Genomic DNA, 15,825 nt, shown 5'->3' with positions numbered 1-15,825 from the left:
CGCCCATATTCTGTGTGATGGGACAATCAAGATGTCTAAAACAACACGCAAGCACTCGGACCTGATTTACGCGCTCGAAGACAAACCTCCCTTTTACCAAACCCTGATGGGGGCCGTGACCCACCTGCTGGCCATCTTCGTGCCCATGGTGACGCCGGCTCTGATCGTGGGCGGGGCCCTTGGCCTCTCCACCGAGACCACCGCCTACCTGGTCTCCATGGCGATGATCGCCTCCGGCATCGGCACCTGGCTGCAGGTGAACCGCTACGGCCCCATCGGCTCTGGGTTGCTCTCCATCCAGTCGGTCAACTTCTCCTTCGTCACCGTGATGATTGCGCTTGGCAGCGCCATGAAAAAAGATGGCCTGCACGAGGAGCTGATCGTCTCGACCCTGCTCGGGGTCTCCTTCGTCGGGGCCTTCCTGGTAATGGGCTCCTCCTTCGTGCTGCCCTACCTCAAGCGGGTGATCACCCCGACCGTGAGCGGGGTGGTGGTGCTGATGATTGGCCTGAGCCTCATCAAGGTGGGGATCATCGACTTTGGCGGCGGCTTCTCCGCCATGAGCAGCGGCACCTTCGGCAAATACGAGAACATCGGCCTGGGGCTCTTGGTGCTCTGCGTCATCGTCGCCTTCAACTGCAGCAAGAGCCCCTTGCTGCGCATGAGCGGCATCGCCATCGGCCTGCTGGTGGGCTATGCGGTGGCCCTGATGCTCGGCATGGTGGATTTCTCCGCCCTTGAGAACCTGCCGCTCATCACTGTACCCATCCCGTTCAAGTACGGTTTTTCATTCGATCTGCACGCCTTCGTGCTGGCCGGCACCATCTATCTGTTGAGCGTGCTGGAGGCGGTGGGGGACATCACCGCCACCGCCATGGTCTCCCACCGTCAGATCCAGGGTCCCGAGTTTCAAAAACGACTCTCCGGCGGCGTGCTGGCGGACGGCCTGGTGTCGGTGATCGCCTCGGCGCTCGGCTCCCTGCCGCTCACCACCTTCGCCCAGAACAACGGCGTCATCCAGATGACCGGGGTGGCCTCGCGCCACGTGGGCAAGTTCATCGCCGTCATCCTGGTGCTGCTCGGCCTTTTCCCGGTGGTAGGGCGCTTCTTCACCACCATACCGTCGCCGGTGATGGGGGGCGCCATGGTCATCATGTTCTCCATGATCGCCATCGCCGGCGGGCGCATCATCATCAGTCACGGCTTCGATCGGCGCGAGACCCTGATCGTCGCCACCTCGCTCGGGCTGGGGCTCGGGGTCTCCTACGACCCGAACGTCTTCAAGGTGCTGCCGGCGGGGATCTACATGCTGGTGGAGAACCCCATCTGCGCCGGCGGCATCACCGCCATCATCATGAATCTGGTGCTGCCGCAAAGCCGCAGACGCCAGGCGGCCGCCAATGCCGCCGAGGCGGTGGAGCTGATCCAGCTGAGCGACAAGCCCGACACCCGTTTTGCCACCCGGCCCGCCTCGTCGGCCACAGCCCGCCAACAGGGGCTGGCGACGGACGAGGCCCAGGTGCGCGCCCCGCAAGTGGATCGCGGCTAACGAACAACAAGAGGGAATTGAGAGATGAAAAACGACAACTCCGTCAAGGCGGTGCGTGGCAGCTTCTTTGACATCACCCGGGTGGTGAGCCAGCCCGAGGAGATAGAGCCCAATGCCCGCCTCATCGAAGACGGCCTGCTGATCATTCGCAACGGCTGCATCGACTGGTTCGGCCAGTGGGAGGAGGGCCGTGATCGCATTCCGGCCCAGGTGCGGGTGCGCGACTATCGCGGCAAGATGATAGTGCCGGGCTTTGTCGATACCCACATCCACTACCCGCAAAGCGAGATGGTGGGGGCCTATGGCGAGCAGCTGCTGGAGTGGCTCAACCGCCATACCTTCCCGGCTGAGCGGCGCTACAACGATCTCGAGTACGCCCGCGAGATGTCCACCTTCTTCATCAAGCAGCTGCTGCGAAACGGCACCACCACGGCGCTGGTGTTCGGCACCGTCCACCCCGAGTCGGTGGATGCCCTGTTCGAGGCGGCCAGCCGCATCAACATGCGGATGATCGCGGGCAAGGTGATGATGGATCGCAACGCCCCCGACTATCTGCTCGATACTGCCGAGAGCAGCTATGCGCAGAGCAAGGCGCTCATCGAGCGCTGGCACGGCAACGGCCGCTTGCTCTACGCCATCACACCGCGTTTTGCCCCGACCTCGACCCCGGCGCAGCTGGCGATGGCGAGACGACTGCGCGAAGAGTACCCGACCACCTATCTGCACACCCACCTGTGCGAGAACAAGGACGAGATAGCCTGGGTGAAATCCCTCTTCCCGGCGCATCAGGGCTATCTCGACGTCTATCACCAGCACGGGCTGACCGGCCACCACTGCGTGTTTGCCCACTGCGTCCATCTGGAAGAGCAGGAGTGGGACTGCCTGAAGGAGACCGGCTCCACCATCGCGTTTTGTCCCACCTCCAATCTGTATCTGGGCAGTGGGCTGTTCAAGCTGCACAAGGCGTGGCACAAGCAGGTGAAGGTGGGGATGGGCACCGATATAGGCGCTGGCACCACCTTCAACATGCTGCAGACCCTCAACGAGGCCTACAAGGTGATGCAGTTGCAGGGCGAGCGCCTCTCGGCCTATCAGGCCTTCTACCTGGCGACCCTGGGCGGTGCCCATGCGCTGGGGCTGGACGAGCAGATCGGCAGCTTCGCGGTGGGTAAGGAGGCGGATTTCGTGGTGCTCGACCCGGTCGCCACCCCGCTGCAGCAGCTGCGCTACGACAACTCCACCACCCTGCGCGACAAGCTGTTCGTGCTGCTGACCCTGGGGGATGACAGATCCATCTACCGCACCTATGTGGATGGTCAGCTGGTGCACGAGCGGGGCTGATCCGGTTTTCACAGGAGAGGGGCGAGCATGCTCGCCCCGGGAACACGGCAGCAGGGGCCAGCGTGGTGCCTGCGCCGCACGACAGGCGAGGCGCTTGCCCCGCCACAGCAGGTGAAATGGCCCGGTTTTTTTTAGATGGCAAGTCAAACGTTTGCCTTGCCTGCCAACCCCATGATGCCGGCGACCGTGGCAGCAGAGATCCACGGCACCGACCGCCATTTCGTCACGACACATTCAGGGATGCAGGAAGGAGTCGGCCATGAGCCAGACAAACAGGATAAACGAGATGGACGGGGCAGTTGCGGACAAGGGGGCTGCGGCGGGACGACAGCCCGCCGGCGGCACGCTCGATCGCTACTTCATGATCAGCGAGCGGGGCAGCAACGTGCGCCAGGAGGTGCTGGCGGGGCTCACCACCTTCCTCGCCATGGTCTATTCGGTGATCGTGGTGCCCAGCATGCTCGGCAAGGCGGGTTTTCCCCCCGGCGCCGTGTTCGTGGCCACCTGTCTGGTGGCGGGCTTTGGTTCGCTACTGATGGGGCTCTGGGCCAAGCTGCCGATGGCCATCGGCTGCGCCATCTCGCTCACCGCCTTTACCGCCTTCAGCCTGGTGCTGGGGCAGCAGATCTCCATCCCGGTGGCGCTCGGCGCCGTCTTCCTGATGGGGGTGCTGTTTACCGCCATCTCGGTGACCGGGGTGCGCAGCTGGATCCTCGACAACCTGCCGATGGGGATCGCCCACGGCACCGGCATCGGCATCGGGCTCTTCTTGCTGCTGATCGCCGCCAACGGGGTGGGGCTGGTGATCAAGAACCCGCTGGAGGGGCTGCCGGTGGCGCTGGGGGCCTTTACCTCCATGCCGGTCATCATGTCTCTCATCGGGCTGGCGGTCATCGTCGGGCTGGAGAAGCTCAAGGTGCCGGGCGGGATCCTGCTGGTGATCATCGCCATCTCCATTTTCGGCCTCATCTTCGATCCGGCGGTCAAGTACCAGGGGCTGTTCGCCATGCCGAGCCTCGCTGACGAGCAGGGCAAGTCCCTCATCTTCAGCCTGGACATCATGGGGGCGCTCTCGCCGCTGGTGCTGCCAAGCGTGCTGGCGCTGGTGATGACGGCGGTGTTTGATGCCACTGGCACCATTCGCGCCGTGGCGGGACAGGCCAACCTGCTGGACAAGGATGGCCACATCATCAACAGCGGCAAGGCGCTCAGCGCCGACTCCATCAGCAGCATCTTCTCCGGTCTGGTGGGGGCTGCGCCGGCCGCCGTCTACATCGAATCGGCGGCGGGCACGGCGGCAGGCGGCAAGACCGGCCTCACCGCCACCGTGGTGGGGGTCTTGTTCCTGCTGATGCTGTTCCTCTCGCCGCTTTCCTACCTGGTGCCGGCCTATGCCACCGCACCGGCGCTGATGTACGTGGGGCTCTTGATGCTGAGCAACGTCGCCCGGCTCGACTTCGATGACTTCGTCGGGGCCATGTCCGGCCTGCTGTGCGCCGTCTTCATCGTGCTCACCTGCAACATCGTCACCGGCATCATGCTGGGCTTCAGCGCCCTGGTGATCGGCCGCATCTGCTCGAAGGAGTGGCGCAAGCTCAACGTCGGCACCGTCATCATCGCCCTGGCGTTGGTGCTCTTCTACGCTGGCGGCTGGGCCATCTAGTCCGCATCGCGTCCTTCTTTATCGCGGGGCCAGCCTCTCTTGGCCGGCCTCGCCCTTCAAACCGAACTCATACCATTTTGATAACGGGGCTTACCAGATTGATAACTCCGCCCGACCACTGGCGCCGCCGAGTCCTCCATGGGCTGCTGCTGCGGGGCCGGCCACGGCCATGACGGAGAGCCTGATGGGCGCCGGATGGGATCTTCTTCACACTTCTTCCCTTTGCTCGCCGCCTTTGCCCCCCGGTTGGCCCGACGTGCCGGAAACGGGCGCATATCTTGCTGTTTTTTATACCGGTTCTGATTTTTTCTGCCTGACAAAGGACTTGCATATGTCCATAGGATTACCGCTCAAGCGGGTGGATGCCGAGGCCAAGGTGACCGGCAGCGCCCGCTACACCGATGACAACATCATGCTCGGGATGCGCCACGCCAAATACGTGCGAAGCCATATCGCCCACGGCAAGGTGCTCACCATCGATGCCAGCGAGGCGCTGACCCTGCACGGGGTTGAAGCCGTGTTCACCCACGAGGATGTGCCCACCACCTGTTTTCGTACCGCCGGTCACGCCTGGTCTCTCGATGAGACCAAACGGGACGTGAAAGACCGCCGCCTGCTCACCGACCATGTGCGTCACTTCGGCGATGGTGTCGCCATCGTGGTGGCGCGCGATCCGCTGGTCGCCGAGAAGGCCGCCGCCCTGGTCAAGGTGACCTACGAGCCGCTGCCGGTGATGACGGATGCGGCCAGCGCCCTGGCCGAGGGGGCCTGTCCCATCCACCGGACCGGCAACCTGCTGCGCCAGAGCCAGATCCGGGCGGGGGAGCCGGAGCAGGCCATCGCCGCCGCCGACTTGCAGTTCAAGGGGCACTACCAGACGCCGGTGGTGCAGCACTGCCATCTGGAGACGGTCACCTGCTACGCCTACATGGATCAGCCGGACCACATCATCGTCGTCACCAGCACTCAGATCCCCCAGATTGTGCGCAGCCGGGTCGCCAAATCCCTTGGCCTGCCCTGGTCCAGCGTGCGGGTGATCAAGCCCTACATGGGAGGCGGTTTTGGCAACAAGCAGGATGTGCTGGAAGAGCCGATGGCGGCGTTTCTGAGCTACCAGCTTGGCGGCGTGCCGGTCAAGGTGACCCTGAGTCGGGAGGAGTGCTTTTTTGCCTCCCGCACCCGCCACGGCTTTGCCATCGACGGCACCCTTGGCATCAACCGGGATGGCACCCTCAAGGGGTATCAGCTGGACGTGCTCTCCAATACCGGCGGCTATGCCTCCCACGGCCACTCCATCGCCAGCGCCGGCGCCAACAAGATAAGCTACCTCTATCCGCGCAGCGCCTTTGGCTATGACGCCAAAACCTTCTACAGCAACCTGCCCACCGCCGGTGCCATGCGCGGTTACGGCGCGCCGCAGGTGGTGTTTGCCCTCGAATGTATGCTGGACGATGCTTGCGCCGAGTTGGGTCTGGATCCGCTTGCGGTGCGCATCGCCAACGTGGCGCGCGAAGGGGACGTCAATCAGGTCAACCAGAAGACCATCTACAGCGCAGGGCTCCCTGAGTGTCTGCGTCGGGGCGGCGAGCAGTTTGAGTGGGAGCGGCTCAAGGCCGAATGTCTGGCGCAGGATCCTACGAGTCGGGTACGGCGCGGCATCGGGGTGGCGTGCTTTAGCTATGGCTCCAACACTTATCCGGTGGGGGTGGAGATCGCCGGCGCCCGCATGCTGCTCAACCAAGATGGCACCGTCAATCTGCAGATCGGTGCCACCGAGATAGGGCAGGGCTCGGACACCGTTTTTGCCCAGATGGCGGCCCAGACGCTGGGCATTCCGTTTGAGCAGATCCGGGTCATCTCGACCCAGGATACCGACATCACCGCCTACGACCCAGGCTCGTTCGCCTCGCGCCAGAGCTATGTGGCGGCCCCTGCCATCCATCAGGCGGCGCTGCAACTTCGGGCCCGCATCCTCTCGCTGGCGGCCCAGCTCTGCCATCAGGATGTAGGGTCGCTCACCCTGATCGACGGTTACGTGGTGCTGGCGGGTGCGCCGGACAAGGTGCTGATCAGCGTCGCCGAGGTGTCGGTCAACGCCTACTACCACCTCACCATCGGCGGCCAGATCACCTCGGAAGTCTCCCACAAGACCACCACCAACCCGCCGAGCTTTGGCTGCACCTTCGTCGATCTCAGTGTCGATATCGATCTCTGCAAGGTGATCATCAACCGCATTCTCAACCTGCACGATGCCGGCAAGATCCTCAATCCGCAGTTGGCGGAAGGGCAGGTGCACGGCGGCATGGGGATGGGGATCGGCTGGTCCCTGTTCGAGGAGATGATCATCGACGCCAAGACCGGCGTGGTGCGCAACCCCAACCTGCTCGACTACAAGTTCCCCACCATGCTGGATTTGCCCGAACTTGAGTGCGACTTCGTGCAGACCTACGAGCCCCAGTCGGTCTATGGCCACAAATCCCTGGGGGAGCCACCCATCATCTCGCCGGGCCCGGCGATCCGTAACGCCATTCGCATGGCGACCGGGGTCGCCATCAACGAGCTGCCCATCACCCCCAAGACCCTGTTCCGGGAGTTTGTCGCGGCGGGTTTGATTGGCGAGGGAGCAGGGGAGGAGCAACACCATGTTTGATATTGCCCGTTACTACAAGGCCCACAGCGTGGCCGAGGCGGTCGCCCTGCGCCAGGCCGACCCCGAGGCGCGCCTGCTGGCCGGTGGCACCGATGTGATGATCCAGCTCCATCACCTCAACGCCGCCTATCGTCATATCGTCGATATTCACGACTTGCCCGAATTGAAGGGGGTGAGCGAGTTGGCCGACGGCGCTATTCGTATCGGCTCCGGCACCACCTTTACCGAGCTCATCGAAAACGAGCTGGTGCAGCGCCGCCTGCCGATGCTGGCGGAAGCCGCCGCCACCATCGCCGGCCCGCAGATCCGCAACGTCGCCACCTATGGCGGCAACATCTGCAACGGCGCCACCAGTGCCGACTCGGCGGCGCCCACCGTCGCACTGGAGGCCGAGCTGGAGATCGCCGGCCCCGATGGCACGCGCCGCATTCCCATCGCCGGCTTTCACACCGGCCCCGGCAAGGTGGCGCTGCAACCGGCGGAGATCCTGGTGGCGTTTCACTTTGCCCCGGACGCGCACCCCCAGGTGGGCTCCCACTACTTCAAGTACGCCATGCGGGGCGCCATGGACATCGCCACCATCGGCTGCGCCGCCTACTGCCAGATTGAGCATGGCCACTTCAAGCGCCTGCGGCTGGCTTATGGGGTGGCGGCCCCGACGCCGGTGCGCACCCCGCACGCCGAAGCGGCGGCCGAGGGGCAACCCCTGACTCGCGCCACACTGGCCGCCATTGCCGAGGCGGTGGTGGCCGACGTGGCGCCGCGTTCCTCCTGGCGGGCAGAAAAGGAATTTCGCCTGCACCTGATCAAAACTCTGGCGCAGCGGGTGATCACCTGCGCCGTCGAACGTGCCGGAGGCAAGATCCTATGATGCAACCGCAAAGCTGTCCCACTGTTGCGATCCAGTGCGAGATCAACGGCAAGCCTTACTCCTATGCGGTGTCGCCTACCATGTCGCTGCTTCACTTCCTGCGCGGGCAGGGGCTTATCAGCGTGAAAGAGGGGTGCAGTGTCGGTGAGTGCGGCGCCTGTACCGTGCGGGTGGATGGCACCGCCATCGACAGCTGCCTCTATCTGGCGGTGTGGGCCGATGGCAAATCCATTCGCACCGTGGAGGGAGAGCGCAGAGGCAACGAGCTCTCCGACGTGCAGCAGGCCTTTATCGACGAGGGGGCGGTGCAGTGCGGTTTTTGCACCCCGGGCCTCGTGATGGCGAGCGCCGCCCTGCTCGACAAGACAGATCGCCGACCCTTGACCGAGGCGGAGATCCGCCGCGGCCTGTCGGGGAATCTGTGCCGCTGCACCGGTTATCAGAACGTGGTGCGGGCGGTGAAAAAGTGCTGCAAGGGGTGACGGGGTCGCCCCTTGATTAGCTTCCCAAACCGTCGTTCGGCAGCGAGGTGACAGCGCCTGAAATAGGCCGGGAGGTTATTTGCACCCCGCCGCTCAAGCGCGCATCCCGTTATTTCGGGTGGGCAATGGGGAGCACTCATCCCGTGTTGCCCACCTGCTCGCCTGAATAATAAACAATCGGCTGCGTGCGGCGGCCGGTGGGTGGCAAGCGACTGTTTTTACGCGATATGTCAGCTTGTGTCGCCATCTTGTGCGCCGCCTTTGCCTATTGGCGACAGCAAATACCGGCGGGCGGGAAATAACGGAAAATAATGGCAAGGGGTCTGAAAAAAGCCCCCTTTTTTGTCACGTGGTCGCAACATTTTTCTGTAATTGTTAGCCAGCTCGCGGTGACCCTTCGCTGAAACGGGCAGAGTAGGCGCCATGGTCGGCGAAGGCCGCCATGATGCGCAATCAGGGTTGTAATCAGGTGCTGCGGCCCGTCTGGCGGGGCGCAAAACATAACATCAAAAAGAAAAAGGAAACTGGCATGTCAGGAAGACACTCTCTGGTAGCGCTGGCCGTCGGGCTGGCGCTGGCGGGACCGGCACAGGCACAGCTGCTCATCAGCGAATACCTGGAAGGCTCGGGCAACAACAAGGCGGTGGAGCTGAGCAACCTCGGCAGCGACCTCGTCGATCTCTCCCAGTATCGGTTGGCACTCTACGCCAACGGCAAACCCATCAGCGAATCACCCACCAACAATCTGGCGCTGCAAGGTACGCTGGCCCCGGGCGCCACCCTGGTGCTGGCCAACCCCTCCGCCAGCAGCGAGATCCTGGCCAAGGCCAACCGCACCAGCGGCAACCTGGTGTTCAACGGTGATGACGCCCTGGTGCTCTATCGCGGCAGCGAGATAATCGACAGCTTCGGCCAGGTGGGGGTGGATCCGGGCACGGCCTGGGTGTCGGGCAACGTCTCGACCCTGGACATGACCCTGCGCCGCAAGGCCACCGTCACCATGGGGCGAACTGATGCAACCGCCCCCTTCGATCCGGCGCAGGAATACGTAGCCGCCCCGAAAGATGACGCCAGTGGCCTAGGCTGCAGCGGCGATGGTCCCTGCGATGGCACCCAGCCGCCAGCCTTCGTCTGCCCGGTGGACAGCCTGGTGCCGGTGCCCGCCATTCAGGGCCCGGGCACTAGCAGCCCGCTGGTGCCGGCCGGCAAGTTCGAATCGGAACAGGCCTACGCCACCCGCGGCGTGGTGACCCAGGTGGTCAGTGGCCTCTACAAGGGCTTCTTCATTCAGGATGAGCAGGGGGACGGCGATCCGGCCACCTCCGACGGCCTCTTCGTCTACACAACCAAGGCCAATGCTGCCATCGTGCCGGGCGCCGAGGTGTGCGTCTCGGGCAAGGTGAAGGAGTATTTCAACCAGACCCAGCTCAACGCCGACGAGCTGGTGGTGACCCGGCCGCTGGGGGCCACCCCGGCCGCGGTGGATCTGCTGCCGGTGGCGGGAGAAAGCCTGAGCCAACTGCTGGAGCGTCACGAGGGGATGCAGGTACGGCTGGTGCCGGGCTCCAGCCTGGTGGTGACCCGCAACTTCAGCTTCGATTACGACGGCAAGCGCAACAACCTGGTGCTGGCCTATGGCGCGCCGCTTATCAAGTCGACCCAGAAATTTGCCGCCATGAGCCAGGAGGCGAGCAACTGGGCCCTGCGCAACCAGCAGAACCAGCTGGTGGTGGAGACTGACGCCAAGGCGCCGGACGGTGTGCTGCCCTGGTTCCCCGGCTTCAACGCCGAGGATGGCTACCTGCGCATCGGCGACAAGCTCAACGGGCTGGAGGGGGCGCTTGGCTACTCCTACAACCTGTTCCGACTGGTGGCCAGCAACCGCATTGACGCGAGCCAGATAGATCACAGCGGCTGGGATCGGGTGGAAACGCCGGAACTTGCCGAGGCGGGTGATCTGCGGGTCGCCAGCTTCAACGTGCTCAACTTCTTCACCACGGTCGTGGGGGGCGATGCCAACCCCACCGGCAGCAACCGGGGCGCCCCGACGGTGGCGGAGTTCGAGCTGCAGCGCACCAAGATCGTCAGCGCCATCACCCGCCTCAATGCCGACGTGGTGGGGCTGATGGAGATCGAGAACAACGGCTACGGCGACAACTCCGCCATCGCCAACCTGGTGGCGGCCTTGAACGCTGCCCAGCCGGATGAGGCGGATCACTACCGCTGGATTGCCTCGCCGGATGGCAAGCCCATCGGTACCGATGCCATCACGGTGGGGCTCATCTACCGACCCGCCAAGGTGGCCCCGGAGGGGGCCGCCAGCCTCATCGCGCTGCCGGTGCAGCAGGCTGAGGCGGTGGATGCCAGCGGTAAGCCGGTGACCATCAATCAGGGGATGCGCGAGTCGCTGGTACAGCGCTTCAGCTCGCCCAAGGGAGATGCACCGCTGACTCTGGTGGTCAACCATCACAAGTCCAAGGGTTCCGCCTGCTTCGAGGATTACCCCGACTACGCCACTGCCGATCCGCTGGATGGCCAGGGCCACTGCAATGCGCTGCGGGTCTCCGCCGCCAAGGTGCTGGGGGAGCATCTCAAGGATTTGGCCGGGGATCTGCTGCTCATCGGCGACATGAACGCCTACGGCATGGAGGATCCCATCCGGGTGCTGACCAACTATGATCCGGCCGCCCAATCGCGCCAGATCATGAGCGCCTCCTTCACCACTCTGGCGGGCCAGCCCTTCGAGGAGAGCGGCAGCGCCCTTGGTAAGGGGTATGGCTTTATCAACCTCAACACCCGCTTCCACGGCACCGACACCTACTCCTACAGCTACGAAGGGGAGCTCGGCAACCTGGATCACGCCCTGGCAAACCCGAGTCTCGCGGCCAAGGTGATCGGCATCGAGGATTGGCACATCAACTCCGCCGAGAGCAACTTCTTCGAGTACGGCAGCAAGTACAGCGGCCAGCTGGCGAAATCCGAAGGGCCCTTCAGCGCCTCGGATCACGATCCCGTGCTGGTGGCCATCCAGTATCCGCTGCCGCCCGCCGGGGTATTGAGCCTCGAGAGCGCCGCTGCCAACGTGGAGGAGGGCAACACCCTGGCCTTGAGCGTGGCGCGCCGCGACGGCAGCTATGGTGAGGCCAGCGTCAGCTACCGCATTGCCTACGGCAGCGCCGATGCCAACGACGTGGCGCCGCTCACCGGCACCCTGCACTGGGCCGCCGGACAGAGCGACAGCCAGACCATCAGCATCCCGGTGAAGAGCGACACCCTGCGCGAGGGGGACGAGACCTTTACCCTGGAGCTGTTTGACCCGAGTGGCGCGACCCTGGGCGAGCAGCATCAGACCCTGGTGACCATCAAGGACAAGCTGGCGCCGTCCACCATTTCGCTGGCGCGCGCCAGCCTGACGGTGAACGAGGGGCAGTGGTTTGCCGAGATACCGCTGGTGCGCAGCGGCGATCTGAGCAAGCCGGCCCGGGCCCGGGTGGCCCTTGACGGGGTCACGGCGCGCTGGGGACTGGATTTCCTGCCATGGTTCGGTCAATCGGTGAGCTGGGCCGCGGGCGAGGGGGGCAGCAAGTCGGTCAAGGTGCTGATCATCGATGACTGGTTTGTCGAGCCCACCGAGCAGTTCAAGGTGAGCCTGGCGGCGCTGCAGGGTGGTCAACCGGGTAACCTGCAGGAGACCCGGGTCGACATTCTGGACAACGACAAGTCCTGGTGGCCCTTCGGTCGCCACTGAGGATGATTTCTCAATATGAAAAGGGGCCTGCGGGCCCCTTTCTGTTGTCAGCCACCTTGCTGTTGTCAGCCGAGAGCGCCGAAAACAGCGAGGCCCATCACCAGGATGGGCCTCTGAGTTGGACACGCTGACGGGATCAGCTGCCGCTCTGGGATCCGTCGATCACCAGCTTGCCATCCTTGACCGGGATGGTGGCACCGGGAGCCTTGTTCATGCGGATCACCCCTTCCTGACCGGCGAGGCGGTAGGTGACGTCATAGCCCAGGGTGCGGGTGCTGCTCTCCTGCACCGTCTTGCAGCGCTGCTCGGTGGTGGTATAGGTATCACCGGCCTGCATGTTGCCCTGCACCTGGTTGCCGGCATAGCCACCCGCCACGGCGCCTGCGGCGGTCGCCACCTTCTTGCCGTTACCGCCGCCGAACTGGTTGCCGAGGACGCCGCCCAGTGCCGCGCCGACCACGGTACCCAGGATCTTGTGCTCGTCCTGCACCGGTTTGCGGTGGGTCACGGTGACGTTGCGACACTCCTGACGGGGGGTCTTGATGGTCTCGGTCACCGCTTTGCTGGCCAGCACTTCGGCGAACTGAGGCTGTGATGAAAACAGGGATCCGCTGGCGGCGGCTGACAAGGCCAGCGCAGAGGCCACACCGATCCCGACTCCTGCCAACATGGATTTGTTCATTTTCTCTTCTCCTCAAATGCATCACGGGATGCGTCTCTTGCTTGCGGTCATCTTGGCACAAGGGCAAGGAGGCACAAGGCAAAGCCGGTGCGGGCACGACAGCCCCTGACTGCACCGAAAAGAGCCTCGTCAAAAAGGTGTCGGGCTTTGGCGACAAGGGGCGGGGGGAAGGCAGCAAAAGCGATCTGCGAGTGGCATTTTGCGATTCAGCTGGGCCTGTTTTCCCATTTTGCGCCAATCTGCTGCCGCCGCCGATTGGCGCAGTGGCAAACAAGGGGGGCCTAGTCGTCAACAAGGGCCAGTCAGGGTGCGCCAACCGCTTGATAAATCACTGTTGCCAGAATGGCTGGCGGCCGATAACAGATCACGGCAAGCATTATGCTTGCTCTGTTGGCAGAGAGGATCAATCGCGCGTCTCTGGCGGCCCGCACCCATGTGAGCCGGCAGGCGCCACCCGCAGTCAGGCTCGTTCGGCTGCGGTCATCCGGTCAGCAAGGGGGTTCATATGTCGATGCTGCCAAGATGGATACAACCGGCCGTGCAGGCCGGCATCATCACCCGGGAACAAGCCCAGCGGCTGCTGGACTCCCTCTATCAACCCCTCTGTGAGACGGCGCAGGAGCTGCCCGCCGACCTTGCCGACATCAGCCTCAAGCTCTTCTGTTTTCGCCAGCAGCACAGGGTGCGCCACTAGTTCCCTCAGAGCTGCGTCTTGGATAAGGCATGACCCCCGCCTAGGCGGGGGCCATGTGCCCTAGATCAGCATCACCTGCGCCACCAGCATCAGGGCGCCGAAGCCCAGCACGAAGCCCACCATGGGCAGCACGAACCTGACCCACTGGTTGAACTGGATGCCGAGCATCTGCAGGGTGACCAGTACCAGCCCGGTGGGGGCCAGGAACAGCATGGCGTATTGTCCCCAGTTGTAGGCCGACACCACTATGTAGCGCGGGATCATCACGGTATCCGCCAGCGGCGCCATGATGGGCATGGAGAGCACCGCCAGCCCCGAGGAGGAGGGCACCACCAGCCCCAGCAGGGTGAACACCAGCATCTGGGCCACCGCAAACACGGCGCCGTGCATGCCGGCCACCAGACTGGAGGCATAGGCCAGGATGGTATCCGAGATCATCCCCTGATCCAGCACCAGGTTGACCCCCCGCGCCAGCCCGATGATGAGCGACACCGCCACCAGCTCGGACGCGCCCTGGGTGAAGGCCTCGACCGCCTCTTTCTCCCTGAGGCCGGAGATGAAGATGATGACGATGGCGACGGCAAGGAAGGAGGCCGCCATCTGCGGGAACCACCAGCCAGCCATGGAGACGCCCCACACCATCAGGGGGAAGGCGAGGATGAACAGGGTCAGGATGATCTTGCGGCGCAGGGTGAAGGGGACTCCTTCATCGAGGGATCCCTCTTTGAGGAAACGGGCCCGGAAGCTCTCTCTGTCCTCATAGGTGTAGGAGAAGGCCGGGTTGGCCTTGATCTTCTTGCAGTACCAGTAGAGATAGGCGATCACCACCAGGGTGCCCACCAGGCAGCCGACGGCGCGAACGCTCAGCCCCTCGGTAAAGGGGATGCCGGCGGCGTTGGAGGCGATCACCACCGAGAAGGGGTTGATGGTGGAGAAGGTGGTGCCCATGGAGGCGGCAAGGAAGATGGCCCCCACGCAGACGATGGCGTCATAGCCGAGCGCCAGAAAGATGGGCACCAGGATGGGATAGAAGGCGACGGCCTCCTCCTCCAGTCCGCAGGTGGTGCCCCCCAGCGCCATCACCAAGCAGACCAGCGCCACAAACAGGAACTCGTTGCCGCGGGTCTTGCGCGACAGCGCCACCAGCCCGGCGTTGAAGGCCCCCGTCTTGTTGATGACGCCGATAAGCCCCCCCAGCACCAGGATGAAGACGATGATGTCGGCCCCCTCTATCGTGCCCTTGACCATGCTCACCGCCACGTCGGAGAGCCCCTTCGGCGCCTGGGCCAGCCGCTCATAGGTGCCGGGGATGGCGATGGGCTTGCGGATGGTACCGTTGACGAACTGCTCCACCCCGATATTGATGTCGAGTCTGGTCAGTTCATCCTGAGTGGCGGGCACTCGCTGGGTTTCCCCTTGCGGCGTATTGATGGTCAGCATATGGCTGGCGGCATTATAAGAGAGCTTGGCATAGGCGCCCGCCGGAATTATCCAGGTGAGGGCGATGGCCAACAACATGATCAAAAACAAAATGGTAAACGCGGTGGGAAATTGTCTGCGGGTCTGGGTATTCGGCTCGGCACACATAAAATGCTCCTCGATAAAGCAGGTTCGGGCTCGGCGGAATATCGGGTCGATAGGGTTCCTTCGTCATGCAGCGGGAGTGCGCAAACTCACTGGTTGTAGCGCATCGTATGGCGAGAAATCTGGCCTGATATTGAACATCCGGTAGATTGTTTCACCAAGAAACCATAACCCGCCGAGGGGAAGCATGAACAGCGCTGCGGGCCTGCTTTATGGAAGCCGTCACAAAATATATTTAATGAGAAATCCGTCATTAATTTATTGGCAATAAATCGATGTGCTTGCTTATGCCATAAATATCCAGACAGCGGTTTTTATAAATATATCGATATCGATAAACCTGCAACCTGATATGGCCAGCTTGCATGCCAACATCAGCATATTCATTATTTGCCGGGTTTTATGCCGCAGATATTTGCAGTCGATATTTGTCGCTGAAAAAACAGGCACCAGCATGCAGTTCGGTCAGATTGGCGGCGCCAGCTCGGCGCCTCTAAGACGTTTTGCTAATACCTGTGGCCATCACCTCGCGCTAGGCTGTGATCCCCGATACGAGCACCC

Annotated in this window: 10 protein-coding genes; 8 read left to right on the top strand and 2 right to left on the bottom strand. The window is 63.3% G+C overall.

Translation table 11 applies throughout. The features are described from left to right. Positions 1-31 precede the first annotated feature (31 nt). The 7 genes from E5E97_RS16570 to E5E97_RS16540 all read left to right on the top strand — a co-directional run bounded on the left by E5E97_RS16570 (position 32) and on the right by E5E97_RS16540 (position 12,304). Entirely contained in the window at positions 32-1,549 is a 1,518-nt protein-coding gene (locus tag E5E97_RS16570; protein ID WP_118881182.1) for a nucleobase:cation symporter-2 family protein, read from the top strand. 24 nt (positions 1,550-1,573) lie between these two features. Beyond that, positions 1,574-2,890: a guanine deaminase gene (gene guaD, locus E5E97_RS16565; protein ID WP_118881183.1), complete on the top strand. Its 1,317-nt coding sequence runs from the start codon at positions 1,574-1,576 to the stop codon at positions 2,888-2,890. Between the two features lie 286 nt (positions 2,891-3,176). After that, on the top strand, positions 3,177-4,553 hold the full coding sequence (locus E5E97_RS16560) for an NCS2 family permease (protein ID WP_118881184.1): 1,377 nt from the start codon (positions 3,177-3,179) through the stop codon (positions 4,551-4,553). Positions 4,554-4,884: 331 nt separating this feature from the next. Next, positions 4,885-7,203, top strand: coding sequence for a xanthine dehydrogenase molybdenum-binding subunit XdhA (xdhA, locus tag E5E97_RS16555; protein WP_171280582.1), 2,319 nt, complete (start codon positions 4,885-4,887; stop codon positions 7,201-7,203). Continuing rightward, entirely contained in the window at positions 7,196-8,074 is an 879-nt protein-coding gene (xdhB, locus tag E5E97_RS16550) for a xanthine dehydrogenase FAD-binding subunit XdhB (protein ID WP_118881186.1), read from the top strand. The genes xdhA and xdhB overlap by 8 nt, the downstream gene beginning before the upstream one ends. Continuing rightward, positions 8,071-8,556, top strand: a complete 486-nt coding sequence (gene xdhC, locus E5E97_RS16545; protein ID WP_118881187.1) for a xanthine dehydrogenase iron sulfur-binding subunit XdhC — start codon at positions 8,071-8,073, stop codon at positions 8,554-8,556. The genes xdhB and xdhC overlap by 4 nt, the downstream gene beginning before the upstream one ends. A 529-nt stretch (positions 8,557-9,085) precedes the next feature. Continuing rightward, positions 9,086-12,304 carry an ExeM/NucH family extracellular endonuclease gene (locus tag E5E97_RS16540; protein WP_118881188.1) on the top strand — a complete coding sequence of 1,073 codons (3,219 nt, stop codon included), beginning with the start codon at positions 9,086-9,088 and terminating at the stop codon, positions 12,302-12,304. A gap of 136 nt (positions 12,305-12,440) precedes the next feature. Here the strand turns inward: E5E97_RS16540 and E5E97_RS16535 are convergent, their stop codons facing one another. Continuing rightward, positions 12,441-12,986: a glycine zipper 2TM domain-containing protein gene (locus tag E5E97_RS16535; RefSeq protein ID WP_010633922.1), complete on the bottom strand. Its 546-nt coding sequence runs from the start codon at positions 12,984-12,986 to the stop codon at positions 12,441-12,443. Positions 12,987-13,491: 505 nt separating this feature from the next. Between E5E97_RS16535 and E5E97_RS16530 the strand changes: the two genes are divergently transcribed. Continuing rightward, positions 13,492-13,680: a hypothetical protein gene (locus tag E5E97_RS16530; RefSeq protein ID WP_017764436.1), complete on the top strand. Its 189-nt coding sequence runs from the start codon at positions 13,492-13,494 to the stop codon at positions 13,678-13,680. A gap of 60 nt (positions 13,681-13,740) precedes the next feature. Here the strand turns inward: E5E97_RS16530 and E5E97_RS16525 are convergent, their stop codons facing one another. Next, positions 13,741-15,267 (bottom strand): YfcC family protein, encoded by a 1,527-nt coding sequence (locus tag E5E97_RS16525; protein ID WP_171280581.1) that lies wholly within the window; start codon positions 15,265-15,267, stop codon positions 13,741-13,743. Positions 15,268-15,825 lie beyond the last annotated feature (558 nt).

Origin of the sequence: Aeromonas sp. 2692-1 (assembly GCF_013085505.1) — a bacterium.
Classification (GTDB): domain Bacteria; phylum Pseudomonadota; class Gammaproteobacteria; order Enterobacterales; family Aeromonadaceae; genus Aeromonas; species Aeromonas hydrophila.
The sequence above is the reverse complement of the archived record's forward strand: the minus strand, read 5'-3'. Positions and strand labels throughout refer to the sequence as shown.

Coding starts and splice junctions, on each gene's coding strand:
- E5E97_RS16570 (WP_118881182.1), top strand. CDS start 32: ATGTCTAAAACAACACGCAAGCACTCGGACCTGATTTACGCGCTCGAA.
- guaD (WP_118881183.1), top strand. CDS start 1,574: ATGAAAAACGACAACTCCGTCAAGGCGGTGCGTGGCAGCTTCTTTGAC.
- E5E97_RS16560 (WP_118881184.1), top strand. CDS start 3,177: ATGGACGGGGCAGTTGCGGACAAGGGGGCTGCGGCGGGACGACAGCCC.
- xdhA (WP_171280582.1), top strand. CDS start 4,885: ATGTCCATAGGATTACCGCTCAAGCGGGTGGATGCCGAGGCCAAGGTG.
- xdhB (WP_118881186.1), top strand. CDS start 7,196: ATGTTTGATATTGCCCGTTACTACAAGGCCCACAGCGTGGCCGAGGCG.
- xdhC (WP_118881187.1), top strand. CDS start 8,071: ATGATGCAACCGCAAAGCTGTCCCACTGTTGCGATCCAGTGCGAGATC.
- E5E97_RS16540 (WP_118881188.1), top strand. CDS start 9,086: ATGTCAGGAAGACACTCTCTGGTAGCGCTGGCCGTCGGGCTGGCGCTG.
- E5E97_RS16535 (WP_010633922.1), bottom strand. CDS start 12,986: ATGAACAAATCCATGTTGGCAGGAGTCGGGATCGGTGTGGCCTCTGCG.
- E5E97_RS16530 (WP_017764436.1), top strand. CDS start 13,492: ATGTCGATGCTGCCAAGATGGATACAACCGGCCGTGCAGGCCGGCATC.
- E5E97_RS16525 (WP_171280581.1), bottom strand. CDS start 15,267: ATGTGTGCCGAGCCGAATACCCAGACCCGCAGACAATTTCCCACCGCG.